This window comes from Maritimibacter sp. 55A14 (assembly GCF_003122205.1).
In the GTDB taxonomy this organism is placed as follows: domain Bacteria; phylum Pseudomonadota; class Alphaproteobacteria; order Rhodobacterales; family Rhodobacteraceae; genus QEYE01.
Window position 1 is genome coordinate 18,555 of the sequence record NZ_QEYE01000026.1, and the last position, 25,120, is coordinate 43,674.

General features: G+C 67.2%; 28 protein-coding genes and 1 tRNA gene. 18 read left to right on the top strand and 11 right to left on the bottom strand.

The annotated features are described in order from the left end of the window. Window positions 1-198: 198 nt before the first annotated feature. From DDZ14_RS16970 to DDZ14_RS16980, 3 genes are all read right to left on the bottom strand, one after another. Window positions 199-1,200, bottom strand: a complete 1,002-nt coding sequence (locus tag DDZ14_RS16970) for a Hint domain-containing protein (protein ID WP_369915260.1) — start codon at window positions 1,198-1,200, stop codon at window positions 199-201. A 178-nt stretch (window positions 1,201-1,378) separates the two neighbouring features. Then, window positions 1,379-2,296, bottom strand: coding sequence for a lipid A-modifier LpxR family protein (locus DDZ14_RS16975; protein WP_109426173.1), 918 nt, complete (start codon window positions 2,294-2,296; stop codon window positions 1,379-1,381). Window positions 2,297-2,499: 203 nt separating this feature from the next. Next, window positions 2,500-2,766, bottom strand: a complete 267-nt coding sequence (locus DDZ14_RS16980) for an accessory factor UbiK family protein (protein WP_109426174.1) — start codon at window positions 2,764-2,766, stop codon at window positions 2,500-2,502. A gap of 132 nt (window positions 2,767-2,898) precedes the next feature. Here DDZ14_RS16980 and lgt point away from each other — a divergent pair, with 132 nt between their 5' ends. The 3 genes from lgt to pgeF are packed head-to-tail and all read left to right on the top strand — an operon-like array spanning window position 2,899 to window position 5,635. After that, window positions 2,899-3,801 carry a prolipoprotein diacylglyceryl transferase gene (lgt, locus tag DDZ14_RS16985; RefSeq protein ID WP_109426175.1) on the top strand — a complete coding sequence of 301 codons (903 nt, stop codon included), beginning with the start codon at window positions 2,899-2,901 and terminating at the stop codon, window positions 3,799-3,801. After that, a complete protein-coding gene (locus DDZ14_RS16990) occupies window positions 3,798-4,880 on the top strand; it encodes a class I SAM-dependent methyltransferase (protein WP_109426176.1) in 1,083 nt (360 codons plus the stop codon). The genes lgt and DDZ14_RS16990 overlap by 4 nt, the downstream gene beginning before the upstream one ends. Continuing rightward, the gene (gene pgeF, locus DDZ14_RS16995) at window positions 4,877-5,635 is read left to right on the top strand and encodes a peptidoglycan editing factor PgeF (RefSeq protein WP_109426177.1); all 759 of its coding nucleotides are present in this window, start codon (window positions 4,877-4,879) and stop codon (window positions 5,633-5,635) included. The genes DDZ14_RS16990 and pgeF overlap by 4 nt, the downstream gene beginning before the upstream one ends. A 438-nt stretch (window positions 5,636-6,073) precedes the next feature. Here the strand turns inward: pgeF and DDZ14_RS17000 are convergent, their stop codons facing one another. After that, window positions 6,074-6,784, bottom strand: coding sequence for a hypothetical protein (locus tag DDZ14_RS17000; protein ID WP_109426178.1), 711 nt, complete (start codon window positions 6,782-6,784; stop codon window positions 6,074-6,076). A 288-nt stretch (window positions 6,785-7,072) separates the two neighbouring features. Between DDZ14_RS17000 and DDZ14_RS17005 the strand changes: the two genes are divergently transcribed. Continuing rightward, window positions 7,073-7,870, top strand: coding sequence for a Hint domain-containing protein (locus DDZ14_RS17005; RefSeq protein ID WP_109426179.1), 798 nt, complete (start codon window positions 7,073-7,075; stop codon window positions 7,868-7,870). A 16-nt stretch (window positions 7,871-7,886) separates the two neighbouring features. Here DDZ14_RS17005 and DDZ14_RS17010 read toward each other — a convergent pair whose 3' ends face one another. Next, window positions 7,887-8,387, bottom strand: coding sequence for an Lrp/AsnC family transcriptional regulator (locus tag DDZ14_RS17010; protein WP_109426180.1), 501 nt, complete (start codon window positions 8,385-8,387; stop codon window positions 7,887-7,889). 203 nt (window positions 8,388-8,590) lie between these two features. On the opposite strand from DDZ14_RS17010, the gene trxB reads away from it, so the two are divergent. From trxB to DDZ14_RS17030, 4 genes are all read left to right on the top strand, one after another. Next, window positions 8,591-9,589: a thioredoxin-disulfide reductase gene (gene trxB / locus DDZ14_RS17015; RefSeq protein WP_109426199.1), complete on the top strand. Its 999-nt coding sequence runs from the start codon at window positions 8,591-8,593 to the stop codon at window positions 9,587-9,589. A gap of 19 nt (window positions 9,590-9,608) precedes the next feature. Beyond that, window positions 9,609-10,157, top strand: coding sequence for a VOC family protein (locus tag DDZ14_RS17020; protein ID WP_109426181.1), 549 nt, complete (start codon window positions 9,609-9,611; stop codon window positions 10,155-10,157). A 243-nt stretch (window positions 10,158-10,400) separates the two neighbouring features. Beyond that, window positions 10,401-12,107 carry a bifunctional sulfate adenylyltransferase/adenylylsulfate kinase gene (locus tag DDZ14_RS17025; RefSeq protein ID WP_109426182.1) on the top strand — a complete coding sequence of 569 codons (1,707 nt, stop codon included), beginning with the start codon at window positions 10,401-10,403 and terminating at the stop codon, window positions 12,105-12,107. A gap of 61 nt (window positions 12,108-12,168) precedes the next feature. Beyond that, window positions 12,169-12,915, top strand: coding sequence for a hypothetical protein (locus DDZ14_RS17030; RefSeq protein ID WP_146193171.1), 747 nt, complete (start codon window positions 12,169-12,171; stop codon window positions 12,913-12,915). On the opposite strand, the gene DDZ14_RS17035 is transcribed toward DDZ14_RS17030, so the two are convergent. From DDZ14_RS17035 to DDZ14_RS17045, 3 genes are read right to left on the bottom strand one after another with little or no spacing between them, the layout of a single operon-like run. Continuing rightward, complete coding sequence (locus tag DDZ14_RS17035; protein ID WP_109426184.1) at window positions 12,912-13,799, bottom strand: PhzF family phenazine biosynthesis protein; 888 nt, start codon at window positions 13,797-13,799, stop codon at window positions 12,912-12,914. The genes DDZ14_RS17030 and DDZ14_RS17035 overlap by 4 nt on opposite strands. Then, window positions 13,796-14,041 (bottom strand): DUF1150 family protein, encoded by a 246-nt coding sequence (locus DDZ14_RS17040; protein WP_109426185.1) that lies wholly within the window; start codon window positions 14,039-14,041, stop codon window positions 13,796-13,798. The genes DDZ14_RS17035 and DDZ14_RS17040 overlap by 4 nt, the downstream gene beginning before the upstream one ends. Before the next feature lie 10 nt (window positions 14,042-14,051). After that, entirely contained in the window at window positions 14,052-14,468 is a 417-nt protein-coding gene (locus tag DDZ14_RS17045; protein ID WP_109426186.1) for an Hsp20 family protein, read from the bottom strand. A gap of 205 nt (window positions 14,469-14,673) precedes the next feature. On the opposite strand from DDZ14_RS17045, the gene DDZ14_RS17050 reads away from it, so the two are divergent. The 3 genes from DDZ14_RS17050 to DDZ14_RS17060 are packed head-to-tail and all read left to right on the top strand — an operon-like array spanning window position 14,674 to window position 16,504. After that, on the top strand, window positions 14,674-14,892 hold the full coding sequence (locus DDZ14_RS17050) for a YdcH family protein (RefSeq protein ID WP_109426200.1): 219 nt from the start codon (window positions 14,674-14,676) through the stop codon (window positions 14,890-14,892). Window positions 14,893-14,949: 57 nt separating this feature from the next. Further along, on the top strand, window positions 14,950-15,438 hold the full coding sequence (gene purE, locus DDZ14_RS17055; protein ID WP_109426187.1) for a 5-(carboxyamino)imidazole ribonucleotide mutase: 489 nt from the start codon (window positions 14,950-14,952) through the stop codon (window positions 15,436-15,438). After that, a complete protein-coding gene (locus DDZ14_RS17060; RefSeq protein ID WP_109426188.1) occupies window positions 15,431-16,504 on the top strand; it encodes a 5-(carboxyamino)imidazole ribonucleotide synthase in 1,074 nt (357 codons plus the stop codon). Before purE ends, DDZ14_RS17060 begins: the two co-directional genes overlap by 8 nt. 58 nt (window positions 16,505-16,562) lie before the next feature. Here the strand turns inward: DDZ14_RS17060 and DDZ14_RS17065 are convergent, their stop codons facing one another. Together DDZ14_RS17065 and DDZ14_RS17070 are read right to left on the bottom strand one after the other, a co-directional pair. After that, window positions 16,563-17,345, bottom strand: coding sequence for an SseB family protein (locus DDZ14_RS17065; protein WP_109426189.1), 783 nt, complete (start codon window positions 17,343-17,345; stop codon window positions 16,563-16,565). Further along, complete coding sequence (locus DDZ14_RS17070; RefSeq protein WP_109426190.1) at window positions 17,342-17,950, bottom strand: uracil-DNA glycosylase family protein; 609 nt, start codon at window positions 17,948-17,950, stop codon at window positions 17,342-17,344. The genes DDZ14_RS17065 and DDZ14_RS17070 overlap by 4 nt, the downstream gene beginning before the upstream one ends. Before the next feature lie 96 nt (window positions 17,951-18,046). On the opposite strand from DDZ14_RS17070, the gene DDZ14_RS17075 reads away from it, so the two are divergent. The 7 genes from DDZ14_RS17075 to DDZ14_RS17105 all read left to right on the top strand — a co-directional run bounded on the left by DDZ14_RS17075 (window position 18,047) and on the right by DDZ14_RS17105 (window position 24,387). Continuing rightward, complete coding sequence (locus tag DDZ14_RS17075; protein ID WP_109426191.1) at window positions 18,047-18,400, top strand: helix-turn-helix transcriptional regulator; 354 nt, start codon at window positions 18,047-18,049, stop codon at window positions 18,398-18,400. After that, entirely contained in the window at window positions 18,393-19,424 is a 1,032-nt protein-coding gene (locus DDZ14_RS17080) for a permease (protein ID WP_109426192.1), read from the top strand. Before DDZ14_RS17075 ends, DDZ14_RS17080 begins: the two co-directional genes overlap by 8 nt. A 220-nt stretch (window positions 19,425-19,644) precedes the next feature. Further along, a complete protein-coding gene (locus DDZ14_RS17085; RefSeq protein ID WP_109426193.1) occupies window positions 19,645-20,304 on the top strand; it encodes an ABC transporter ATP-binding protein in 660 nt (219 codons plus the stop codon). Then, on the top strand, window positions 20,288-21,877 hold the full coding sequence (locus DDZ14_RS17090) for a capsule biosynthesis protein (protein WP_109426194.1): 1,590 nt from the start codon (window positions 20,288-20,290) through the stop codon (window positions 21,875-21,877). Before DDZ14_RS17085 ends, DDZ14_RS17090 begins: the two co-directional genes overlap by 17 nt. A gap of 1 nt (window position 21,878) precedes the next feature. After that, window positions 21,879-22,712, top strand: coding sequence for a 3-deoxy-8-phosphooctulonate synthase (gene kdsA, locus DDZ14_RS17095; protein ID WP_109426195.1), 834 nt, complete (start codon window positions 21,879-21,881; stop codon window positions 22,710-22,712). A gap of 25 nt (window positions 22,713-22,737) precedes the next feature. Next, the gene (locus tag DDZ14_RS17100) at window positions 22,738-24,234 is read left to right on the top strand and encodes a phosphomannomutase/phosphoglucomutase (RefSeq protein ID WP_109426196.1); all 1,497 of its coding nucleotides are present in this window, start codon (window positions 22,738-22,740) and stop codon (window positions 24,232-24,234) included. A 78-nt stretch (window positions 24,235-24,312) separates the two neighbouring features. Beyond that, window positions 24,313-24,387 (top strand) — tRNA-Gln (locus tag DDZ14_RS17105). Window positions 24,388-24,559: 172 nt separating this feature from the next. On the opposite strand, the gene DDZ14_RS17110 is transcribed toward DDZ14_RS17105, so the two are convergent. Next, complete coding sequence (locus DDZ14_RS17110) at window positions 24,560-24,976, bottom strand: hypothetical protein (protein WP_146193172.1); 417 nt, start codon at window positions 24,974-24,976, stop codon at window positions 24,560-24,562. Window positions 24,977-25,120: the final 144 nt, after the last annotated feature.

Genomic DNA, 25,120 nt, shown 5'->3' on the forward strand with positions numbered 1-25,120 from the left:
CCTTCTCACATGGCGTTGCGGCGTGATCCGGATACCGGTTCCCGATGTCCGGGCCGCAACATCGAAGGGCGTTGTCCTTTGCCCCGGACCTGATCCGGGGCCGACAGGCATCCCCTTGCGGGGGCCGCCAACACCAATGAAAACCGGGGCCTCGCAGACCCCGGATGGATGCGCGTTATACCCGCGCCGCGCGTGCTGTCAATGCCCCGTGCCGCCGAGGCGCAGTATCTCGGCCTCAGGCCGGGCGAGAACCCGGCGTGCATGGTCCCCATAGGCCATGCCGTCGCGGGCGATCTCGGGGTGCAGCTCCAGCAATATCTCGCGCTGGTCGGGGGCGATCAACTCCAGCGCCGCCGATCCGGGATGGAAGCTTTCTGTCTCGGCACCATTGGCCCAGAGCACCTCCTGCCGGGCGAAGAGCAGATGGATGTAGCGCGTCTCGCGCAGCGTGTGGTCCACCATGATCGAACGGTCGTCGATCAGGTCGCGCGCCGCCACCAGCACTTCGGGCTCGTTGAAGAGCGCCTGCGCATTGGGCCCGCGATAAAGCATCCGGTGCTCGGGCGAGACCCAGAGATCGCTGTCGGGCTCACCCCCGCCCAGCGCGCCAGCGCGGATGCGCACAGGGCGCAGTTCCGGCATTGCGAACATGCGCGCCCCGGAAATGTAGCGGCTGCCGACCCAGCGCAGTTCCTGCGCGCCACTGTCCTTGGTGGAAACCGGATCCCCCGGCCGCAAATCCTCGACCGGTCGCTCACCCGACGGGGTGCGGATGCGAGTGCCCTGAGTGAAGCAGATCAAATGTCCGCAGGCGGCGGCGTGGCGGATCACCGGCGCCTCCTCGCCCTGGATGCGGATCACGCGCAGCGGCCGGTCCGGCGGCGGCACGCCATCCTCGAAGAGGATCAACGGCACGCGATGCGCGCCCCGGTCGATCCGGACCATCGTGTAGCGGTCCGCGCCATCGGTGACGAGAAAGCCGTTCTCGGGCAGCGCCTCGGCCAGGTCTTCTGGGGCAGGCGCGAGCGGCGCCCCGGCGATGCGCCGCAACTTGCGGCCGGCGCGCCGGCGGATTTCGCCGCACCCGGCCGGGTCGCCCAGCAGAAGCACAGATGGCGGCCCGTCCAGCCGCGTCGCCTCGCCGCTCCAGCGCAACACCATGCCCTCGCGCACCGCTTCCGGTGCCGGTGCGTCACCCACGACGCTGACCTGTGACCACGTGATTACATACGTGCCCTGATAGCCCGTTCCCATGCCTCGATGCCTGCCGTCTTTTTCTTCTTCTTGTGCACGGCATTCGTTGACGCCGCGGATTGACGAAAAGGTTAACACGGGGCGAATCGGTTGAACAAGTCTTTATATCTGCCGGGAATTCCTTCTAGAAATTGAGGTTAATCGCAATCGTTCCGACGACCTGGCTCTCCGGCTGGGCCTCGAATTCCTCCCCCAGCCAGGTCACGCCGTAAAAGACCGACGCGATCTCGCCGTCGTATTGCAGCCCGGCGCGAAGGCGGTTTCGGGTCTCGGTCAGGTCGAAGCCGAGGCGGGAGGGAAGGTAGAAACTGTCGGCGACATAGGCGATGTCGCCGCCGACGAGGAAGGACAGGCCGGTATCTGCGGTGCCGATGACACCGTCGATGCGCTGACCGGTGACCACGTCGCGCATCCGGAATGCGCCCATCCCCGTCCCCCCGAAGGTGAAATCGCCACCGATCCTGACCAGTGTCTCGATCCCCGCCTGCGCCTCGACGAAGGGACGGAAGCGGACATGGCCGTTGCCAGCAAGCGCCAGTTCCCGGCCGACCTCCAGCGTCACGGTGGGCACGATGTCGTTGCCGATCTGGTTGACGGCGGAGCGCGGCTCGGATGTGCCGATCAGGTCGTGCACCGCATCCTGGAAATCGTCGAGCCCGGTCTGCGGGCCGATCGCGACGATATCCGCACCGAGGCTCACCTCCGCCCCGTTCCTTTGGAAATGGGTATGCAGCCCCGCAGAGAGCACGCCGACATAACGCCGGTCCGATGTGATCGCCGTGCCCGAGACGTTCTCGGGGGTGATGATCTCACTGCGGAACCGCCACTCGATGAAGGAACCCGGAGCCTCGGGCAGTTTACCACGCCATTCCGGACCGCGGAAATGGCTGATCGCGAAGGAACCCGACCGCCAGCGGTCGTCGCCATCGCCCATCGCGTCATTGTCGAAGATTGTGCCGATGCCGAGATTCATGCGCTCGCCGGCTGTGGCGGGCAGCGCCGCAACCAGAAATGCGAGGGCGGCCGCCGATGTCCTGATCATGTTCCATCCCACTATCCCAGCGCGCCCCCAGCCGCACAAATTCAACCTTGAGTTATGTCATATGCGCGTTTTCCGCGGCAGGCCAGACAAAAGCCCGCTGCCGCCGCGCCCCGTTGCCTGCGGGACACGCACGCGCGATTCAGCCCCGAGGGCAAGCCTGCGCGGGAAATGTAAGGAATTCGTTATGCCCCTTGCGGCAAGGGTCAGCTCTTCCTGGTCGATTTCGGCTTGGCCGCGGCTTCCAGCGCCTCGATGCGGGCCTTCAGCGCCTCGTTCTCCTCGCGCGCCTTCTGCGCCATCGCGCGCACCGCGTCGAACTCCTCGCGGGTGACGAAATCGCGGTCGGCGAGCCAGCGGTCCAGCATGCCCTTCATGGCCGTCTCGGCCTCCTGACGGGCGCCCTGGGCCACGCCCATCGCGTTCGTCATAAGCTGCGAGATGTCGTCGAACATCTTGTTGCGGGTCTGCATGGTGCGGCCTCTGGGTTTACACGTCCATTCGCTCCTATATGAGCCTTCGCGCCGCCAAGCTCAACCCGGCGGTTGACAGCGCGCGGCTGCGGCGGGATGCAGTCAGGACATCAAGAACGGGGCGACAGAGCGATGCAGGCAGCAATTCCCTTTCCCGATATCAGCCCCGAGCTTTTCTCGGTGGAGATCGGCGGCTTCGCCTTCGCGCTGCGCTGGTACGCACTGGCTTATATCGCGGCGCTGCTGATCGGCTGGTGGGCCGTCGTGCGGCTGTTGAAGGCGCCGCGGCTCTGGCCCGGTGAGACGCCGCCGATGACGCCCGCGCAGCCCGAGGCGCTGCTGACCTGGATCATCCTGGGCGTGGTGCTGGGCGGGCGGCTGGGATTCGTGCTCTTTTACCAGCCGGGGTATTACCTGTCCCATCCCGCCGAGATCCCGATGATCTGGCAGGGGGGCATGTCGTTTCACGGCGGCGCGCTGGGGGTGGTCGTGGCGGCACTGGGCTTTTGCTGGAAGAACGGCGTACCGGTGGGCGGCACCTTCGACGCCCTGGCCGCGGTCACGCCGGTGGGGCTGCTGCTGGGCCGGCTGGCCAATTTCGTCAATGCCGAGCTCTGGGGGCGACCGACGGAGGCGCCCTGGGGCGTGATCTTCCCCGGCGCACAGGCGCAGGACTGCGGCCCCGGCTGGCCCGTACCCTGTGCGCGCCATCCCTCGCAACTCTATGAGGCAGGGCTGGAGGGCCTGGTGCTGGGGCTGGTGATCCTGTGGCTGGTAACGGCGCGGGGCGCCCTGAAGGCGCCGGGCCAGATCACCGGCATCTTCATCGCGGGTTACGGCGCGGCGCGAACCTTCGTGGAAGGTTTCCGGCAGGCCGATGCGCAGTTCATCGAACCGGGCAATCCCTGGGGCCATGTGATCCGCTTCGGCGGCGGGCCGGATGCGCCGGGGCTGACCATGGGCCAGACGCTATCGCTGCCGATGGTCGCTGTGGGCCTTGTGATCGCGCTGGTCGCGCGGCGGCGCGCGCCATGACGCCCCTGATGCCACTCCTGCGCTCGGAGATCGCGCAGACCGGGCCGATGACCCTGGCCGACTACATGGTGCGCTGCCTCCTGCATCCCGATCATGGGTATTACATGCGGGGCGATCCGCTGGGCCGGGCCGGGGATTTCACCACCGCGCCGGAGATCAGCCAGATGTTCGGCGAGATGCTGGGTCTCGCGCTGGCGCAGGCCTGGCTGGACCAGGGATCGCCCGCAAGTTTCACGCTGGCCGAGCTCGGACCGGGGCGCGGCACGTTGATGGCCGACATGCTGCGCGCGGCGCGGCCGGTGCCGGGCTTTCTCGATGCGGCGCGGATCGTTCTGGTGGAGACGAGCCCCGCGCTCCGCGCCCGGCAGAAGGAGGCGCTCCGGGACCGCGAGGTGACATGGGTCTCCGACACCGCCGCGCTGCCGGAGGATGCACCGCTCTACCTCGTGGCCAACGAATTCTTCGACGCCCTGCCGGTACGCCAGTTCATCCGCGACGGCGATATCTGGCGCGAGCGCTGCGTCGGGCTGGCCGGCGAGGGGCTGGGATTCGCGCTGTCGGGTCCGGTCGCACTGCCGCCGCTGGAGGCGCGGCGCGCCGATACCGCACATGGCGAGATGGTCACGCTCTGTCCCGCCGCCGGGCCGGTGATGGCCGAGATCGCCCGCCGGATCGCCGCGCAGGGCGGTGCCGCGCTGATCGTCGATTACGGCGACGCGCCGCCGCGCGGCGATACCTTCCAGGCGGTCGCGGCGCACCGCCCGACGGACCCGCTTGCCGCGCCGGGCAGCGCGGATCTGACCGCGCATGTGGATTTCGGCGCCCTGGCCGGGGCGGCTCAGGATGCCGAGGTCGCGCCGATGACCCCGCAGGGCGTGCTGCTGGAGCGGCTGGGGATCACCGCGCGCGCCCGCGCGCTGGCCGAAACGCTGGAGGGCGACGCGCTGGAGGGCGACGCGCTGGATGCCCATATCGCCGCACATCGGCGCTTGACCCACCCGCAGGAAATGGGGAGCCTGTTCAAGGCAATCGGCCTCTATCCAAAAGGCGGCCCAGTACCGCCCGGATTCGACAGATGACACTTGAGATCCTTACGTCGGAATTGCTGACGCCCCTGCGCCACGGGTTCTTCACCCGTCGCGGTGGCGCGTCGTCCGGCGTTTTCGCCGGCCTCAATTGCGGACCCGGTTCATCCGACCTGTCCGAGGCGGTGAAGCTGAACCGGAGCCGCGCCGCACAGGCGATGGAGGTGGCGCCGGAGAATTTGATCTCGGTCCACCAGGTGCATTCCGCCACCGCCCTGGCGGTCGACGCCCCCCTGCCCGAGCCGCGCCCGCGCGCCGACGCAATGGTCACCGGGACGCCGGGGCTGGCGCTGGCGGTGCTGACCGCGGACTGCCAGCCGGTGCTCTTCGCCGATGCCGAAGCAGGTGTCGTCGGTGCGGCCCATGCCGGCTGGCGCGGGGCGCTCGACGGGGTGCTGGAGGCCACGCTCGACGCAATGGAGGCACTTGGCGCCGACCGGGCCAGAACCAGCGCCGTGATCGGCCCGACGATCAGCCAGGGCGCCTACGAGGTGGGGCCGGAATTCCTCGACGATTTCCTGGCCGAAGACCCGGAGAACGCGCGCTTTTTCGCCAATGGGAACGGCGACAGGATGCTGTTCGATCTTCCCGGATACGGGCTGAAACGCCTGCGCGATGCGGGCGTGGCCGAGGCGGAATGGACCCGTCACTGCACCTATGAGGATCCGGCGCGGTTTTTCTCCTACCGGCGCGCAACGCATCAGGGCCAGGCGGATTACGGGCGGCTGATCTCGGCGATCCGGCTGTAACCCGCCGAATCGGTGAATCGCTGGAAGGCGCGCGCCTTCCCGAATGTGGCGGCGCGAAGGCGCGGACAGGTCGCATTTTTCCGCAATATCGGAAACAATACCAATCATAGCCAGAGTTTGTCGCCTTTTCGTGCTGCCAAATACGCCGCAAATCAAGGCCCATGGCCATCCCCGCCGCTGGTCGCAAGCGCCCGGCCCCGCCTGGCGGCGCCTCCGGCAAAAAATGGTGACGCGCCATCATGCTGCCCCAGTGAAGCGCGAGGATGATCCGCAAGCGGGCCCGACTTGCGGCCGCGGAGAGGGAGAGATGACGATGCGCAGCCGGAAACGTTGGATGAAATGGGTTCTCAGGGAAAGCGCCCGGACCGACATCGCCCTGCCCTGGACGCATGCGGGGCGGTCGGCGAGGGCAAAGGCCCCGGCGCGCTAGGCACCGCCTTAGCCCGATTTCAGGAGCAGCGTCGCATCGCCGTCCGCGCGCAGGCGCGTAGCACCCCGTCCGCCCACGCCACCGGACCCTTCACCCGCCGTCCTTCCCGGTGCCTCGAACTCCGACAGGTCGTGATCGAATTCCGGCTCCCGCAGGAAGTGGTAGAGCACATCCATGACGGTCAGCGCATCGTTGATCAGCCGCCCGCGCTCAATCACCAGGATACGCTCAGCCGCGGGGCCGTCGAGCGCCGCCTTGAGGTCGCGCATCTCGCGCTGGCCCGGACCGTCCAGATCCGCCGCATCCGCCAGCAGCACCACGAAGCGCGACAGCGGAAAAAGCGCGGACAGTATGCCGATCTGGCCAATCCAGGCAGGATTGCTGTCGAAGACCACGCTGCCGATCGGCCGATCATGATGAACCGCGTCCAGCACGGCGCGCAATAACGCCTTCTGCTGCTGCACCGCCAGGCCCGCCTCCACCGAGGACGGGTCGGACATGCGTCCAACCGTGGCCTCGAACAAGGCGGCCGCGGCGGTCCCTTCGCCGGTGACGAAAGCGGGATTCTGGTCGAGCACACGCAACAGGACATCCACCCCTGCCTTTGGCAGGCCGGACAGGAAATGATAGCGCGTGACAGTCATGGAATGCCGGTCCTGTCGCCGCCCGCCGGAGCCGGCGGTTGCCTGTTGCGCGGCGGCCTTGCGGGCCGTGGCCATCTGCTCTCCCCCACTCTGCCCCAATGATTCGCGTCGCGCAACTCCGGCGCGGAATCGCGGCGCCGTCTACACGGAGGATTGACCGCGATTTCGGGAAACAGTGTCCGGGGCAAGACCACGCTCTGTTGCCTAACTACGTGCAATTGGACACAAAAGTTTGACTTTCCCGGCAAGTATCGGCTAACTGGTCGCGCTCCGTGGCTGCTCCGGGGCATCACTTCAGACGTGTTCGCTCATCCCGTGGGGGCGGTGTGGGAATGCACTCAGGACCTTGAGAGGACTGATGGCATGACTTATCCGTTCGACCCCGCGCGAGGGGTTTCTACGCTGCGCCAGGATCTGACGCAGATCGGGGGACGCTCGGCGGTGGGGACGCAGGCCCTGGCCCGCGACCCGCGGGACTTGCCGCGCCGCCACGCGCGGTTCCGCTATCTCGACCGAGAGGGCCGGATTGCCGACGGCAGCCACGTCTTCCCCGACACACCGGAACTCACCGAAAGCTGCGCGGCCTTCGCCCGCGGCACGCTGATCGCCACGAAGACCGGGCCGGTCGCGGTGGAGGATCTGGTGCCCGGCGACCGCGTCCTGACCCGCGACCACGGCGCGGTGCCGCTGCGCTGGATCGGCTGCACGCCGATCAACTATCGCGGCGACGAGGCTCAGCCGGGATCGCTGCGGATCATGGCCAATGCGCTGGGCGACCGACGGCCCGACACCGACCTGGTGCTGCATGGCAGCGCCCGCGTGATCCTGCGCCACAAGATCTGCGCGATCCGGCACGGCGCGCGTGCGGCGCTCGTGCCCGCGCGCAGCCTGGCGGATGGCGACAGCATCATCGAGCTGCGTCCGCTGGGGTCGGTCGAACTGTTCAATTTCGCCTTCGACGCGCATCAGATCGTTACCGCGAATGGCGTCGAGACCGAAAGCTACCATCCCGGCCCGCAGGTCTGTGCGACACTCGGCGGCGAGGTGCATCACCATCTGGCCCATATCTTCCCCTGGATGGGCGGACGGGTCGAGCTTTTCGGCGCCCTGGCCGCGCCGCGGCTGACCGATGAGGAAGCGATGGCGCTGAGCTACACCTGAAACGGGTCGGTGTCCGTCAGGCGCTCTGCGCGAGCCGCGCCTCCAGCACTTCGAATGGCACGCCGGGGTCGTCCTTGGCGCCCCGGATCACCAGAGAGGTCTTGACGCTGGCCACGTTCTCAGCCGCGGTCAAATCCTCGGTCAGGAAGTTCTGGAAGGTCGAGAGATCGGGCGCCACGCATTTCAGGATGAAGTCGATCTCGCCATTGAGCATATGGCACTCGCGCACCAGCGGCCACTCACGGCAGCGCCGCTCGAAGGCGCTCAGATCGGCCTCGGCCTGGCTGTGCAGCCCGACCATGGCGAAGACCTGGACCTCGAATCCCAACAGGCGAGGATCGACCTCGGCGTGGTAACCGCGGATATAGCCCTGCTCTTCCAGTGTGCGCACGCGGCGCAGACAGGGCGGCGCGGAAATGCCCACCCGCTTGGCCAGCTCGACATTCGTCATGCGCCCGTCCGCCTGCAATTCCGCCAGGATCATGCGGTCGATCGGGTCGAGTTTGGCGCCTGCCATAGGCAATCCCTCTGCGTGATTTTGCGCATCTTACGCGCATGCCGCGGCTTGCGCAATTATGTTTCAGGCTCGCGCAATATCCTTCTGGCGCGACCCTTGCAAGCCGTGCCGGGCGGCATCCCGAAATCATGCCTTTTCCCGTGGCCCGCGGATGGCTATATCCCACACCCACTGCCAGAGACATGCAACATATGGGGGGCTCCATGTCCGAAACGCGCCATACTCGTCTTCTGATCATCGGCTCGGGGCCGGCGGGCTATACTGCGGCCGTCTATGGCGCCCGGGCCATGCTGGAGCCGTTGCTTGTCCAGGGCATCCAGCCCGGAGGGCAGTTGACCATCACCACCGAGGTCGAGAACTGGCCCGGCGATACCGAGGTGCAGGGCCCCGACCTGATGGTGCGCATGGAAGCCCATGCCCGCGCCGTCGGCACCGAGATCGTCGCCGACCACATCGCCGCCATCGACCTTTCGAAACGGCCCTTCGCCGCGCAGGGCGACACCGGCACCACGTATACTGCCGACGCGGTAATCCTGGCCACCGGCGCGCAGGCGCGCTGGCTGGGCCTGCCCAGCGAGGAGCAGTTCAAGGGTTTCGGCGTCTCGGCCTGCGCGACCTGCGACGGGTTCTTCTACCGCGGGCAGGAGGTCGTCGTCGTCGGCGGCGGCAACACCGCGGTGGAGGAGGCGCTCTTCCTGACCAAGTTCGCCTCCAAGGTCACGCTCATCCACCGCCGGGACGAATTGCGGGCCGACAAGGTCCTGCAGAGCCGGCTGTTCAGGAACCCCAAGGTGGAAATCCTGTGGGACCACAACCTCGACGAGGTGCTGGGCGTGACCGACCCGCTGGGCGTGACCGGCGTGCGCGTCGCCCACGCCACGACCGGCGAGAAGACCGAGCTGCCCTGTTCGGGCGTCTTCATCGCGATCGGCCATTCCCCGTCGAGCGAACTGGTGGCCGACCAGCTCGAAACCCATATGGGCGGCTATGTGGTGACCGCGCCCGACAGCACGGCCACGTCCATTCCGGGCGTCTTTGCGGCCGGCGACCTGACCGATCACATCTACCGCCAGGCGGTGACCAGTGCGGGCATGGGCTGCATGGCGGCGCTGGAGGCCGAGAAGTTCCTGGCCGAGCAAGAAGGTTCGGAGTTGATTCCCGCCGAGCCACCCCGCCCTGAAAGGCAGGCCCTGCAGCGATAAAGCAATAAGGAGCCACCGGATGCGATGGCGGGGCATCAGCCACCTCGAACTCTCGGTGCCGGACTATGACAACGCGGTCACCTTCTACGACCGGATGTTCGGCTGGTTGGGGTACAAGAGCTTCTGGACGCTCGACATCGGGTATCGCTCGACCTACTACATGGCGCGCTTTCCCTGGCCGCATTCCTATGTCGGCATCCAGCCCGCGCGAACCGGCGGCAAACTCGATCACGGCGCCCGCGCCACCGGCATCCACCATGTCGCGCTCTGGGCCAAGAGCCGGCGCGAGGTCGATGCGTTCCACCGCGAGTTTCTGCGCCCTGAGGGTGTCACCGTCACCGATCCGCCCGCCGAATACGCGGTCTATGCGCCGGGCTATTACGCGGTGTTCTTCGACGATCCGGTCAGTGGCATCCACTGGGAACTGGCGCATATTCCGCGTCTGCCGACGCCCCGGCAATTCCTGGCTTTTCGCCGGGCGCTGCGAAACGAGGCCGCGCGCCATCCCGACTGGTCCGCGCCGCCCGAAAAGCTCGCAATGCGTAAGCTGCCGCCGCGCAGCCGTTGAGCGTGCGATAGCCATCCGGTCCGTCACCCGCCGCCTCTCACCACCCGCAAGCAAGAATTCCACGGCACTGCCGGATACCGCGACAGCATTCCGGCACCGGGCAGAAGCGCGACAGATTCGTCTCTTTTCACGAAAAGACCCAACGAGGCCTTGAATGCCGCCACATTGCGGGTCTATGGCGCAGCGCAAAGGTGACATGCGTCACCCGCCACCAAATGCAAAAGTAGATATTCGAGAGTTGTGATGTCCCAGCAGAACCTGGCCCCGATCCCTGAACTTTACGTCTCCTATGAAAGCGCGCAGAAACTGAAGGCCGAGGCCGGCGACCTGCCGTCCTGGGACCTGACGCCGCGCCAGATCTGCGATCTGGAACTGCTGATGAATGGCGGGTTCAACCCGCTCAAGGGTTTCCTCGGCGAAGCGGACTACGACAACGTGGTCGAGAAGATGCGGCTGGCCGACGGCACGCTCTGGCCGATGCCCGTCACGCTCGATGTCGATGCGGATTTCGCCGCCAAGGTCGAGCCCGGCCAGGACATCGCGCTGCGCGACCAGGAAGGCGTGCTGCTGGCCACCATGACCGTCACAGACAAGTGGAGCCCCGACAAGGCGCGAGAGGCAGAGAAGGTGTTCGGCGCCGACGATCTGGCACACCCGGCCGTCAACTACCTGCACAGCGCCGCCGGCGCGGTCTATCTGGGTGGCCCCGTCACCGGCATCCAGCCGCCGGTGCATTACGATTTCCGCGGCCGCCGGGATACGCCCAACGAACTTCGCGCGCTCTTCCGCAAGCTGGGCTGGCGCAAGGTCGTGGCCTTCCAGACACGCAACCCGCTGCACCGCGCGCATCAGGAACTGACCTTCCGCGCTGCCAAGGAATCGCAGGCCAACCTGCTGATCCACCCGGTCGTGGGCATGACGAAGCCCGGCGACGTGGACCATTTCACCCGCGTGCGCTGCTACGAGGCGGTGCTGGACAAATACCCCGCCTCGACCACCAACATGTCGCTCCTGAACCTGGCGATGCGCATGGCCGGCCCGCGCGAGGCCGTCTGGCACGGGATCATCCGCCGCAATCACGGCTGCACGCATTTCATCGTCGGCCGCGACCATGCCGGGCCGGGCAAGAACTCGCAGGGCGAGGATTTCTACGGCCCCTACGAGGCGCAGGATCTGTTCCGCGCCCATGAGGCCGAGATCGGCCTCGAAATGGTGGATTTCAAGCACATGGTCTATGTGCAGGAGCGCGCTCAATACGAGCCCGCCGACGAGATCGAGGAAGGTGTCACCGTCCTCAACATCTCCGGCACGGAACTGCGCCGCCGTCTGCGCGAAGGGCTCGAAATCCCTGAGTGGTTCTCCTTCCCCGAGGTGGTCGAGGAACTGCGCCGCACATCGCCGCCGCGCGCCGAACAGGGTTTCACGGTGTTTTTCACCGGCCTTTCCGGGTCGGGCAAGTCCACCATCGCCAACGCGCTGATGGTCAAGCTGATGGAAATGGGCGGCCGCCCGGTGACGCTTCTGGACGGCGACGTCGTGCGCAAGCACCTCTCGTCGGAGTTGGGCTTCTCGAAGGAGCACCGCGACCTCAACATCAAGCGCATCGGCTATGTCGCCTCCGAGATCACCAAGAATGCCGGCATCGCGATCTGTGCGCCGATCGCGCCTTATACCGCGACCCGCCGGGCCGTGCGTGAGATGATCGAGGCTTACGGCGCCTTCGTGGAAGTACATGTCGCCACCAGCCTGGAGGAGTGCGAGCGCCGCGACCGCAAGGGGCTCTACAAGCTGGCGCGGGAGGGGAAGATCAAGGAATTCACCGGCATTTCCGACCCCTACGAGGAGCCGACGCATCCGGAGATCCGGGTGGAAACGGAAGGCACCGAAGTGGACAACTGCGCCCATCAGGTGATCCTGAAGCTCGAGTCGATGGGCCTGATCGCCGGCTGACGGCCCGCGCCCGGAACCCCGCCCCTGCCGCGCCGCCCTTGACGGGCGGCCGGCAATCGGCTTGACGGCCGGGGACATGTACGCGATCTCGCTCTGCTCGATTCCGCCGCGTTTCGACGCGCTGGCGCCGGTGCTCACCCGTCTTCTGGCGCAGGAACCCGCCCCGGCGCGGGTTTTACTTTGCCTGCCAAAACGTTACCACCGCTTTCCCGGCCCGGTCCTGCCGCCCGCCCTGCCCGAAGGTGTGACCCTGCTGCGCTGCGCCGCCGATCTCGGCCCCGCCACCAAGGCCCTGCCCGCCGCGCGGCATCTGGCGGGCAGCGGGATGCGGCTGATCTATTGCGACGACGACTGGCTGGTGCCGCCGGGCTGGGCGGCGCGGCTTCTGGATGCCGGGCGCCCCGGCGCCGCCGTCACCGGATCGGGCTTCAGCGTGACGCGATTGAAGCGGCAACCGGCGCATGACGGACGCGATCCCGGCCGCACCGATATCGCACAAGGATTCTCGGGCGTGCTTGTCGATCCCGACTGGCTGGCCGGTCCCGGCCTCGACCCGCCGCGCGAGGCCTGGAGCGTCGATGACATCTGGCTCTCCGGGCACCTGGCCCGGCAGGGCATCCCGCTTTATCAGACCCCGACCGCACGGGACGGCATGATTCCCGCCTTCGAGGGACGCGGCAGCCTTCAGGATACCGTAATGGACGGGCGCAGCCGGGACGCGGCGAACCGCGCCTGCGCCGCGCTCCTGCACCGGCGGTTCGGCATCTGGCCGCCGCTTGGCCGCGCACCCGCCGCCGGAGACGGCTAAAGCCGCAGCCGCCCGGACATGATCACCCGGCCCTGCCCCGCCACGCGCACGGCCGTGACTGCGTTGCGGGGGCCCTGCACCTGGATCCGCGCGCGGCCGGGGCGCCCCATCCAGTCGCCCTGCGCGGCGGTCATGGCCGGTCGTGGCGCCAGGCCGTGACGCCAGAGGTAGGCCGCGGCGCAACCCATCGCGGAGCCGGTGAAGGCATCCTCGGGCGGATTGGGCGGCGCCATCAGATGGCGGGCAAAGATATCCGCATCCTCAGTCTGCCCATCGGTGCAGAGCATGAATGGCTCCATCAACTCGCCGTGGGGATGGCTGAACCTGGCTTGGTAGCGCGCCATCGCATCAAGGTTCAGCCGGGCGCGCCGGGCCGCATCCGCCGAGCGCACAAGCGCGATGCAATAGGGCAAACCTGTCGACACGATCTGCGGCTGGCCAAGGATATCGCCGGATGCGAGCCCCAATATATCCGCCACGATCGCCGCCGGGACGTCGGCGCCCCAGCTCAACTGGTCCTGAGTCATAACGACGAAGGGCGCGTCAGACGGGCCGTCCAGATCGACTTCGATCATGCCGGCGACGGTTTCCAGCCGCAGGCGCGGTCCCGAAACCAGCCCGCGCGCCAACAGCGACACGACGCTGGCCACGGTGGGATGGCCGGCGAAAGGTATCTCGCGATTGGCAAGGAAATAGCGCACCCGCGCGTCAGCGATCTCCGAGGGACCGAGAAAGGTGTTTTCGGTCTGCCCGGTCTCGCGCACCAGCGCCATGCAGGTACCTTCGTCCAAACCCGCCGCGTCATGAAAGACGGTGCAGGGATTGCCGCCGAAGGCACGGTCGGTGAAAGCGTCTACCCAGTCGAAGGAATAGCTGCCGCTCAATGCACGCTGACCGGCGAGAGATCGTTCTGCCGGGCCAGGATGAAGGCCAGTTTGCGGTCGCCTACCAGGGCGAGTCTCTGGCCGTCTGCGTCATGCACCGCATAGAGCGCATCGCGCCCTTCCAGTTGCTGGCGCAGCTCGTCGGGCAGGCCCTCCGAGGCGATCAGATCCTCCACATTCACCTTGCGGACATAGACAATGCTGCGATCGTCCTGGGGGGTGATGTCGTATTTCTGGTCCATCCGAGCCTCCTTACACCTTGTTGATCCTGATCGTCTGCACGACCTGTTCGGGTCTGGACCGCTTCAGGTCCACATGCAGAAGTCCGTTCTCGGTCGATGCGCCCGCAACCTCGACACCTTCGGCCAGCACGAAGCTGCGCTGGAACTGCCGCGCGGCGATGCCGCGATGCAGGAAGACACGGCCATCCTCCTCCGCCTCGACCTGCTTGCCGCGGATCACCAGTTGGCGATCCTCCAGCGTGATCGACAGATCCTCCTCGCGGAATCCGGCCACGGCCAGCGTGATGCGGAATGCGTTTTCCGAGGATTGTTCGATATTATAGGGCGGATAGCCGTCATTCCCGGTCTTGGCGGTGCGTTCCACCAGACGTTCCAACTGGTCGAATCCCAGCAGGAAGGGATGCGTGGCAAGGGTAAGTTTACTCATTGGCCCAAGTCCTTGATCTGAAGCGACTGCATGGCAGGGCCCCGTTACGGCGACCCTGCGGGTAATATGGGGGGCGGCGCGCGGGCCGACAAGTACTCTGGCGAAGGCGCGAGCGCGCGCCGCCATCTCCATCAGCGGGCTTTCCGAAATGCGGCAGAGCGGTTATCTATGGCTCAGCGACGACCTGCAGGAGGCCCAAGCGCCCATGAATCCGCCCACCCAGATGGACCGGCTCGACGTGCTGCGTGCGGAGCTGGAATTTCTCAAACGCGAGCATCGCGACCTCGACACCGCCATCGCGGCGCTGGACGAGACCTCGCGCACCGACCAGTTCACGCTGCGCCGCCTCAAGAAACAGAAACTGGGCCTCAAGGACCGCATCGCGCGGCTCGAGGACCAGATATTTCCGGATATCATTGCCTGACCGGGCAAGGTCGGTATAGTGCGCCGCTCAATCGCGGGCCAGCGGACGGGGACAGGCATGGACAGCGTCAAAGTGGGCATCATCATGGGCAGCCAGTCCGACTGGGCTACCATGAAGGAGGCGGCCGCCATTCTGGACGAACTGGGCATCGCGCATGAGCGGCGCATCGTTTCGGCCCACCGCACGCCGGACCGTCTCTGGGACTACGCGCAAAGCGCGGTGGAGCGCGGGCTTCAGGTCATCATAGCAGGCGCCGGAGGAGCGGCGCATCTGCCGGGCATGATGGCGTCGAAAACGCGGGTGCCGGTGATCGGCGTGCCGGTGCAGACGCGCGCGCTTTCGGGGGTCGACTCGCTCTATTCCATTCTCCAGATGCCGCGTGGTTATCCGGTGGGCACGATGGCGATCGGCGCGGCGGGCGCGGCCAATGCCGGGCTTTACGCCGCGCAGATCCTCGCCACGACCGATCCGGCGCTGGCCGAACGGCTAGACGCCTGGCGCGCCGCGCTCTCCGCCTCGATCCCGGAGGAGCCGCAGGATGACTGAGCCGCTGACCACCGGCAGGGTGATCGGCATTCTTGGAGGCGGGCAGCTCGGCCGGATGCTCTCGGTCGCGGCCTCGCGCCTGGGCTTCACCTGCCACGTTTTTGAGCCGGGTGCCAACCCGCCTGCGGGCCATGTCGCCGCCCGTGTCACCACCGCGCCCTACGACGACCACGCGGCACTGGAAGCCTTCGCCCGCTCGGTCGATGTCATCACCTACGAGTTCGAGAACATCCCGACTGCCGCGTTGGATCTGCTGGAGTCGCATTGCCCCGTCCGCCCCGGTCGGCGCGCGCTGGCTGTCAGCCAGGACCGGGTGGCCGAAAAGGATTTCCTGACCGGCATCGGGCTGGAGTGCGCGCCCTATGCCGCGGTGGATGGACCCGGCGACCTCGACGCGGCGCTGGCGCGGATCGGTGTGCCCGCGATCCTCAAGACAAGGCGCTTCGGCTATGACGGCAAGGGCCAGGCACGCATCGCCGCACAGGACGGAGCCGCAGCCGCATGGGAGGCGGTGGCGGGCGCGCCCTCGGTCCTGGAGGGATTCGTCGATTTCAGCACCGAGATCTCGGTGATCGCGGCGCGCGGCGCGGACGGGCGTGTCGCCTGCTTCGATCCGGGCGAGAACGTCCACCGCGACGGCATCCTGCGCAGCACGACCGTGCCGGCGAAGGTGCCTGCTGCATTCGCCACCGATGCGGTGCTGGCCGCAGGCCGCATCCTGAACGCGCTCGACTATGTCGGCGTGATGGGCGTGGAATTCTTCGTCACGCCCGGCGGGCTCATCGTGAACGAGATCGCACCGCGGGTGCATAATTCCGGCCACTGGACACAGCAGGGCTGCACCGTGGACCAGTTCGAGCAACATATCCGCGCCGTGGCCGGCTGGCCCCTTGGCGACGGGTCACGCTATGCGGATGTGGAGATGCTGAACCTGATCGGGGAGGATATGGACGACCTGCCCGCCCATGCCGCCGATCCGCGTGCCGCGCTGCATCTCTACGGCAAGGCCGAGACCCGCGCGGGCCGCAAGATGGGCCATGTGAACCGTATCCTGCCGCGCGGCTGATCTTTCCGGGCATTCATATCCTGTCGAAAAAATGCACCGTCAGAACCGGGCACCAGCCTCATCGCAGGCGCGGGGGACGGTCGGGATCGCTGCCCGGCGCGGCCGGTACCGGCGCGCGATCGGCCGTCGGCAGGTCGAAGCGCAATCCGACACGGGCCAGGCGCGCGGCGAGCGGCGCGTCCGGCACCAGAAAGGCCACGTCGAGCGCGTCGGCCTCCAGCCCCGAGAAACCCAGCGCCTCGCCCACCGCGCGGGTGAGCGCGGGCTGCGCGGGCTCCAGCGCATCGACGAAGGCCAGGAGATGCCCGCGCGCGCCGTCCTCGTATTCCACCGCGGCCAGCCAGGCGGCAGTGGCGAGCCCCCAAGCCGAGGCCAGCCGCGTATCGAGGCTGATCAGCACCCCCTCCGGCAGGCCGCGCGGCGGTGAGAGCGCGACCGGGCGCGCCTCGATCACTGCAGGTTCCGCGCCCAGGGCCCCGGCCAGCCAGTCCACCGCACCGGCGGGGATCAGCGCGCCCGCCTCGTCCTCCGACAGGTTGACGCCCAGCCCAAGCCCCTGCCCGGCCAGCATCTGCGCCAGCGAGCGCCCCGATAGCGCCGCATAGGGCGCGGGACCGCCGGTGAAGGCGGTCAGCCGGTCCTCGCGATCGAAGACAAGCACATAGCCCGCGCCGTCGACCGGGAAGGTTGCCGGGCTGATGCGGTCGCCCTCGGCCTCCGTCTCCAGCAGCAGGACCAGTTCGCTCGCCGCGATCAGATGATAGGCGGCGAGCCGCGCCGCGGCATCCTCGGGCGCGGCCTGCATCCGCGCCAGCGCGGCATCGAGCGGGGTTTCCGTCATCTTTCCTCCAGCGCCTCGGCCACGGCGCGGCGCAGTACGGGCAGCAGTTCGGCCTCGAACCAGGGGTTCTTCTTCAGCCATGCGGTATTGCGCCAGGACGGGTGCGGCAAGGGAAAGACATGCGGCGCATGTTCGCGCCAGGCCAGCGCGGTGCGCGTGACGCCGCCGCCCGCAACTTTGCCCAGATGCCATTTCTGCGCGTGCCCGCCGACCAGCAGCGTCAGGCGGATATCGGGAAGATGTTCCAGCACCTCGGCGCGCCAGGTCCGCGCGCAGACCGGCGGCGGCGGCAGGTCCGAGCCTTTGTCGTCGTAGCCGGGAAAGCAGAAGGCCATCGGCAGGATCGCGACCCTGTCGCGGTCGTAGAAGCGGTCTGCATCCAGCCCCATCCAGTCCCGCAGCCGGTCGCCCGACGGGTCGGTGAAGGGCTTGCCGCTTTCGTGGACGCGCGCGCCGGGGGCCTGTCCGGCGATCAGGATGCGCGCCGATGGCCGCGCCCAGAAGACCGGGCGCGGCGCATGCGCGGTGGCGGTCGCGCCGAAGCGTTCGGAACAGAGCCGGCAATCGGCCACGCGGGCGGAAAGGTCACGGAAGGCAGCGGTCATGTGGGAAACCTAGGATGCCCGGCGCCAAAGGAAAAGCGCGCGGCGACAAGGATCGAGGGATTGCGCTCATTTCGATATTTCTATAATTATAAAAATATGAAAACGATTCGCGACACATCCCTCTCCCTCGAAGACGCCGCGCAGGCCTTTGCCGCGCTGGGCTCAGAAAGTCGACTTTCGGTCCTGCGCAGCCTCGTGCGCGCCGGACCGGAGGGGCTTTCCATCGGCGCGCTCGGCAAGGCCACGGGCATCTCCGGCGCCACTCTGACCCATCACCTGCGCTTCCTGACCCAGGCCGGGCTTGTCCGGCAGGCCCGGCAAGGCCGGTCCATCATCTGCGCCGGCGCGGCCTATGAGACCGTCGATGCGCTGAGCCGCTTCTTGCTGGAGGAATGCTGCGCCGACGCCGAAGTCTGCGCGCATGAGGCCAGGGAGCACGGCCATGACTGATCTGAGCACGCATCTTCCTGCGCTGGCCCGTAACTGGCGCCGGGTCGACAAGGTCTGGCTGCTGATCGCGCTGCTCCTGGCGCTGGTCTGGGCCGCCGATCCCGCACGGCTGCCGGAGGTCGCGGGCCTGGCGCTGGAAGCCTTCGCGGGCACCCTGCCCTTCATCGCCTTCGCTGTCCTGGCGATTGGATATCTGAAGGCCACCGGTTCGGAAGGCCTGATCGCGCGCGCCTTCGAGGGCCGTGAGGTGCGGATGATCGTGCTGGCCGCCGCAATGGGCGGCCTCGCGCCCTTCTGCTCCTGCGAGGTGATCCCCTTCATCGCGGCGCTGCTCGCCGCCGGCGCGCCGCTTTCCGCGGCGATGGCCTTCTGGTTGGCCTCGCCGCTGATGGACCCGGCGATGTTCGCGATCACGGCGGGCACGCTGGGGCTGGATTTCGCCATCGCCAAGACGGTCTTCGCCATCGCGATCGGGCTGGGCGGCGGCTTCGCGGTCATGGCGCTGGGACGCAGCCCACTCTACGCCGACCCGCTCAAGCCGCGCGCCGCGCCCTCCTGCGGCTGCGGCGGGCCGGGGCTGGGCGGCCCGCCGGTCTGGCGGTTCTGGCAGGAGCGCGACCGGCGCGCGGCGTTTGGCGCCGCGGCGACCGAGAATGCGCTCTTCCTGGCAAAATGGCTGGGGCTTGCCTATGTGCTCGAGGCGCTGATGATCCTCTACGTCCCGACCGAGCTGATCGCCGGGCTGCTGGGCGGCGAGGGGCTGAAACCCGTGCTGATGGGCGCGCTGATCGGGGGACCGGCCTATCTCAACGGCTATGCCGCGCCGCCGCTCGTCGCGGGGCTTCTGGAACAGGGCATGGCGCCGGGTGCCGCGATGTCCTTCGTGGTCGCGGGCGGGGTGAGCTGCATTCCCGCGGCCGTGGCGGTCTGGGCGCTGGTGCGCGGCCGCGTCTTCGCCTCCTACATCCTGTTCGCCACGATCGGCTCGATCGCGGCGGGGCTGGCCTGGGCGGCGCTGGCCTGAGGCTGCCTCCACCCTGCTCCGGGGCCTCAGGTGCCGCAATCGCCACATTCATGCCATGCGACTGTCCGAGTTTACTCAACATCCGGTGTATATTGCCAAAAACAGTTCAATAGAGCGCAACAGCGTGATAACGACATGCCCGATACGTCCGCCCGTCAAAGGGTGGCACAACAAAAAGAAACCGTAGCAATCGGGCCGAGGTAAGGATCGTGCGAGTGCCATGCTCGAGTTCGTGAATGTCAGCAAGTCCTTCTGGACGGGCAAGCAGCGCAAGGTCATCCTCGATCGGGCGTCGTTCCGCGTCGAACTGGGCAACAGCCTGGGCATTCTCGCCCCCAACGGCACCGGCAAGACCACGGTGATCAACATGATGGCCGGGCTCGAGAAACCCGACGAGGGAGAGATTCACCGCGCCTGCCGCATCTCCTTTCCGCTGGGCTTCATGGGCGGTGTCGTGTCGCGTCATACCGGCACCGAAAACGCCCGCTACATCGCGCAACTCTACGATCTCGACCCCGATTATGTCGAAGCCTTCTGCCGATACCTCTGCGGGATCGAGGAATATTTCGACATGCCCGTGGGCACCTACAGCCAGGGCATGCGGGCGCGCTTTTCCTTCTCTCTGCTGCTGGCGCTGGATTTCGACATCTATCTCGTGGACGAGGGCATGCCGTCGAGTACCGATGTCGGCTTCAACCAGCGCGCGGGCGAGATCCTCAAGGAACGGCTGCAAAGCGCGACGATGATCGTCGTGTCGCACCAGGCCGAGACGCTGGCGCGCTTCTGCCGCTCCGCCGCGGTGCTGCGCGACGGACAACTGCTGATGTTCGACACGCTCGAGGAAGCCAAGAGGCTCTACGACTATGAAACCCAGGGCTAAGAAATTCCGCATCCGGCGCAGCGCGCCGGCGGGCGAGGAGCAGGCGCGGGCCGCGAATGGCGAGACCGCGCCCAGCGCCGCTGAAGCGGCCGGCGCGGCCGGCGGGGCGGCGCAGGCATCCGAGCCGCAGGAGCGGGCCCCGCTCAGCCCGGAGCAGGAACTGGAGGCGATCCGCGCCGAGAACCTGACCGGCCGGCAGTTGCGCATGGCCCGCCGGATCGCACAGAAACACGGGCTGGAGCCTGCTTCGGACATCGACGCGGTACGGCTGCTGCGGCGGCGGGGGATCGACCCGTTCCAGAAATCACAGATGCTCGAGCTCGTCGTCTCGGAAACCGGGAATGGCCGGGCGGAAACCCCGCCGAGCCTGCCCAGCACGGTGCGGAACGCGCAGCCCCCGTCCAGCCAAATCGCCGGCAGCGAGAACCGGGCCCGCGAAATCCGGCGCATCCAGCGCGACATCGCACGGCGGCGGCGCATCCGCATGGGGCTTCTGGCCCTGCGGCTGGCCTTCTTCGTGCTGCTGCCCACGGCGCTCGCGGGTTACTATTATTTCAATATCGCCACACCGATGTATTCCACCCGGACCGAGTTCCTGATCCAGAAGGCCGATGCGGCGCAGGCCAGCGGGCTGGGCGGGCTTTTCGCGGGTACGCAATTCGCCACCACGCAGGATTCGATTGCGGTTCAGGGCTATCTGCAATCGCGCGAGGCCATGCAGCGGCTGAACGACGACCTGGGGTTCAAGGCGCATTTCAGCCAACCGGATATTGACCCCATTCAGCGGCTCTCCGCCGACGCCTCGGACGAAGCCGCCTACAAGCTCTACAAGAAGAACGTGAAGATCGGCTACGACCCGACCGAGGGCTTCGTGAAGATGGAGGTGATCGCCGCCGATCCTGCGCTTGCCAAGTCCTTCTCCGAGGCGCTGATTTCCTATGCCGAGGAGCGCGTCGACAGCATGACCCAGCGCCTGCGCGGCGACCAGATGAAGGGCTCGCGAGACAGTTACGAGGAGGCCGAGCGCAAGATGCGCGAAGCCCAGCAGCGCGTGCTGGATCTGCAGCAGAAACGCGGCGTGCTGAGCGCCGAGATGGAGGTCTCCGCGCAGATGTCGCAGATATCCAGCCTCGAGGTGGACCTGCAACGCGAACGCCTGCGGCTGCAGGAGCTCATGGCCAATGAACGTCCCAACCAGACCCGCGTCGACGTGTCGGAACGCAAGATCGCCCGGCTCGAGGACGCCATTTCCGGCATGCGGGCGGAGTTGACCGAAGGCAATGGCGACAGTGTCTCGCTGGCCACGATCAGTGGAGAGCTGGTGGTGGCCGAGGCCGATCTCCAGACCCGGCAGGCAATGCTCAGCCAGGCATTGCAGCAGCTTGAGACCGCAAGGATTGAAGCGAACCGGCAGGTGCGTTACCTGTCCGTCGGCGTCAGCCCCGTGGCGCCCGATGCCGCCGCCTATCCCCGCGCCTTCGAGAACACAGTTCTGGCGTTCCTGATCTTCGGCGGGATATATCTGATGGTGTCGCTTACCGCCTCGATCCTCCGCGAACAGGTTTCTGCGTGATATGAAGACAGTCTCGATCGGACCGCTGGGCGTCGGCAACGATGCCCCGCTCACCCTCATCGCCGGGCCGTGCCAGCTCGAAAGCCTGGATCACGCCCGGATGATCGCCGGCCGCATGCAGGAAGCCGCCGCGGCGGCGGGGGCGCAGTTCATCTTCAAGGCATCCTACGACAAGGCCAACCGCACCTCGCTCGCGGGCAAGCGCGGGCTCGGGGCCCAGGAAGGGCTGCGCATCCTCGACGCGGTCCGCAGCGAACTCGGCTGCCCGGTGCTGACCGATGTGCACGAGCCCGGCCACTGCGCCGACGCGGCGCAGGCCGTGGACGTGCTGCAAATCCCCGCCTTCCTGTGCCGCCAAACCGACCTGCTGCTGGCCGCCGGCGAAACCGGGGCCGCGATCAACGTCAAAAAGGGGCAGTTCCTGGCCCCCTGGGACATGCCCAATGTCGCCGCCAAGATCGCCTCGACCGGCAATGAGCGCATCTTGCTGACCGAACGCGGCAGCAGTTTCGGCTATAACACGCTGGTGGCGGACATGCGCAGCTTGCCGATCATGATGCAGACCGGCTATCCGGTGGTCATGGACGCAACGCACTCGGTTCAGCAGCCGGGCGGCCGGGGCGGCTCGTCGGGCGGGCAGCGCGAGTTCGCGCCGGTCATGGCGCGCGCCGCCGTCAGCCTGGGCATCGCCGCGGTCTTCATCGAAACCCATGAGGACCCCGACCGAGCGCCGTCCGACGGGCCGAACATGATCCCGCTCGACCGGATGCCGCAGCTTGTCGCCGATCTTATGGAATTCGACGCGCTGGCGAAACGCGCGCCGCTGCGCCTCTGACCCGCGCCAACAGGAGCCCTGCCGCATGACACGCCCCTTGCCCGAGGTAACACAGAATGTCTGGGACTTTCTCAACCGGGCGATGATCACGCCGACGGGGTTCCGGGAATACGACGCGCGCTGGCGCTTCCCCGAGGAAATCAACCTGGCCGGCATCACCGCGCTGGGGCTGGGGCTCGGCACCCAGATGCACGCGCGCGGCATCCCGCCACTGATCGCCGTCGGCAACGACTACCGCGACTATTCGCAATCGGTGAAGGACGCACTGATACTGGGGCTCGTGCAGGCCGGCATCCAGGTGCGCGACATCGGCACGGCGCTCAGCCCGATGGCCTATTTCGCGCAGTTCCACCTTGACGCACCCGCGGTCGCGATGGTCACGGCCAGCCACAACCCGAATGGCTGGACCGGGGTGAAGATGGGCTTCGAACGCCCGCTGACCCACGGGCCGGAAGAGATGGCGGAATTGCGCGACATCGTGCTGGAGGGCCGCGGGCAGCCCCGCGACGGCGGCGGCTGGACGCGGGTGGAGGGCGTGCGGGAGGCCTATATCGACGATCTGGTGGGCGACTTCCGGATGACCCGGCCGCTGCGCGTGGTCTGCGCCACCGGCAACGGCACCGCCTCGGCCTTCGCGCCCGAGGTGCTGGAACGGATCGGGGTCGAGGTGGTCCCGCTGCATACGCGGCTCGACTACACCTTCCCGAACTACAACCCCAATCCAGAAGCGATGGAGATGCTTCACGACATGGCCCGCGCCCTGCGCGAGAGCGGCGCCGACCTGGCGCTGGGCTTCGACGGCGACGGCGACCGCTGCGGCGTGGTCGATGACGAGGGCGAGGAGATTTTCGCCGACAAGGTGGGTGTCATCATGGCGCGGGATCTCGCGCGGCTCCATCCCGGCGCCACCTTCGTGGCGGATGTCAAATCCACCGGGCTCTTCGCCACTGATCCGGAGTTGCAGAAGCACGGGGCAAAGGCGGATTACTGGAAGACCGGGCACAGCCACATGAAGCGGCGCGTGCATGCCCTGGGCGCACTGGCGGGCTTCGAGAAATCCGGCCACTATTTCCTGGCCGAACCCATCGGCCGCGGCTACGACTGCGGCCTGCGGGTGGCGGTGGAACTGTGCAAGCTGATGGACCGCCACCCCGAAAGCCGCATGTCGGACCTGCGCAAGGCGCTGCCGCAGACCTTCTCCTCCCCCACCATGTCGCCCTGGTGCGCCGATGCAGAGAAGTATCAGGTGCTCGACCGGCTGGTGGAAAAGCTCGTCGCGCTCAAGGCGCAGGGCGGCCGCCTGGCCGGGCGCGAGATTTCCGAGGTGGTGACCGTCAACGGCGCCCGCGTGATGCTCGACAATGGCGGCTGGGGGCTGGTGCGGGCCTCTTCCAACACGCCAAATCTGGTGGTCGTCTGCGAAAGCCCCGAGAGCGCGGCCGAACTGCGCGCGATCTTCGCCGATCTCGACGCGGTGATCCGCACCGAGCCCTCCGTGGGCGCCTACGACCAGACGATCTGAACCGGCGGGAAACGCGCAAATGGGGCCGAATTTATGCTTGAAGCCCGCGCGCGGGCGGCGTATCTAACCGCTCACCGTTGGGGTGTAGCCAAGTGGTAAGGCAGCGGTTTTTGGTACCGTGTACCGTAGGTTCGAATCCTACCACCCCAGCCAGCCACTCCCCATAATCCAGACCGGTCAAGGTGCGCCGCAAGTCATGGCGTGGTTTCAAAGGCTTGCCCAGCGGGGCCCTTCCTCCAGACCATTTCCGGTCTCGCATTGAGGCCGCAATACACCGCAAGTCTGCGCTCGCCGTTTTCGCGGTAGCAGGTTGGGGAAGCCGTGATCAGAGGGTTGCCAGAACGACGCGTTGCGCATCCCAATCGGATGGCAGCGAACGGGCCTTGCACCACTCGGAGGTGAAGCCGGTCGGCTGCCTGCCGTCGAGGACATCTCGAACGATGTCGGGGGCCAGGAACGCGAGCCCGATCATCTGCTGGACGCGGCGTTTCGACGTGCCGTCGGCTGCGGCGATGGCGGCGAAGGTCTCGCCGGCCCTTATCCGCGCGTACCAGGCATGGGCACGCGCGATGTTGCGGATGAGCGTATCATCCGTTTCCGCCGGGGCATCGGCCAGGATGATCTTCGTCTCGACCCCGCGCTTGCGGATCCGGAACGGAACGGATCGGGTCAGGCAGGCGTCATCGAGAGCGTCGGAATCGACGTTCAGTCTTTGCCCGAGCATTGCCGGGTCGAGGCGCAACCGAAGCGTGCCGGGCGTGTGAACAGGCGTGCAAAATTGACCCCATAGCGGGGTGATCGGCGTCTAAAAATGACCCCCTTACATTGATGGTGATGATGCTCCCGAGGTCATCGGGGAGCACAGTGTGGGATGTTGGTTGTGGAG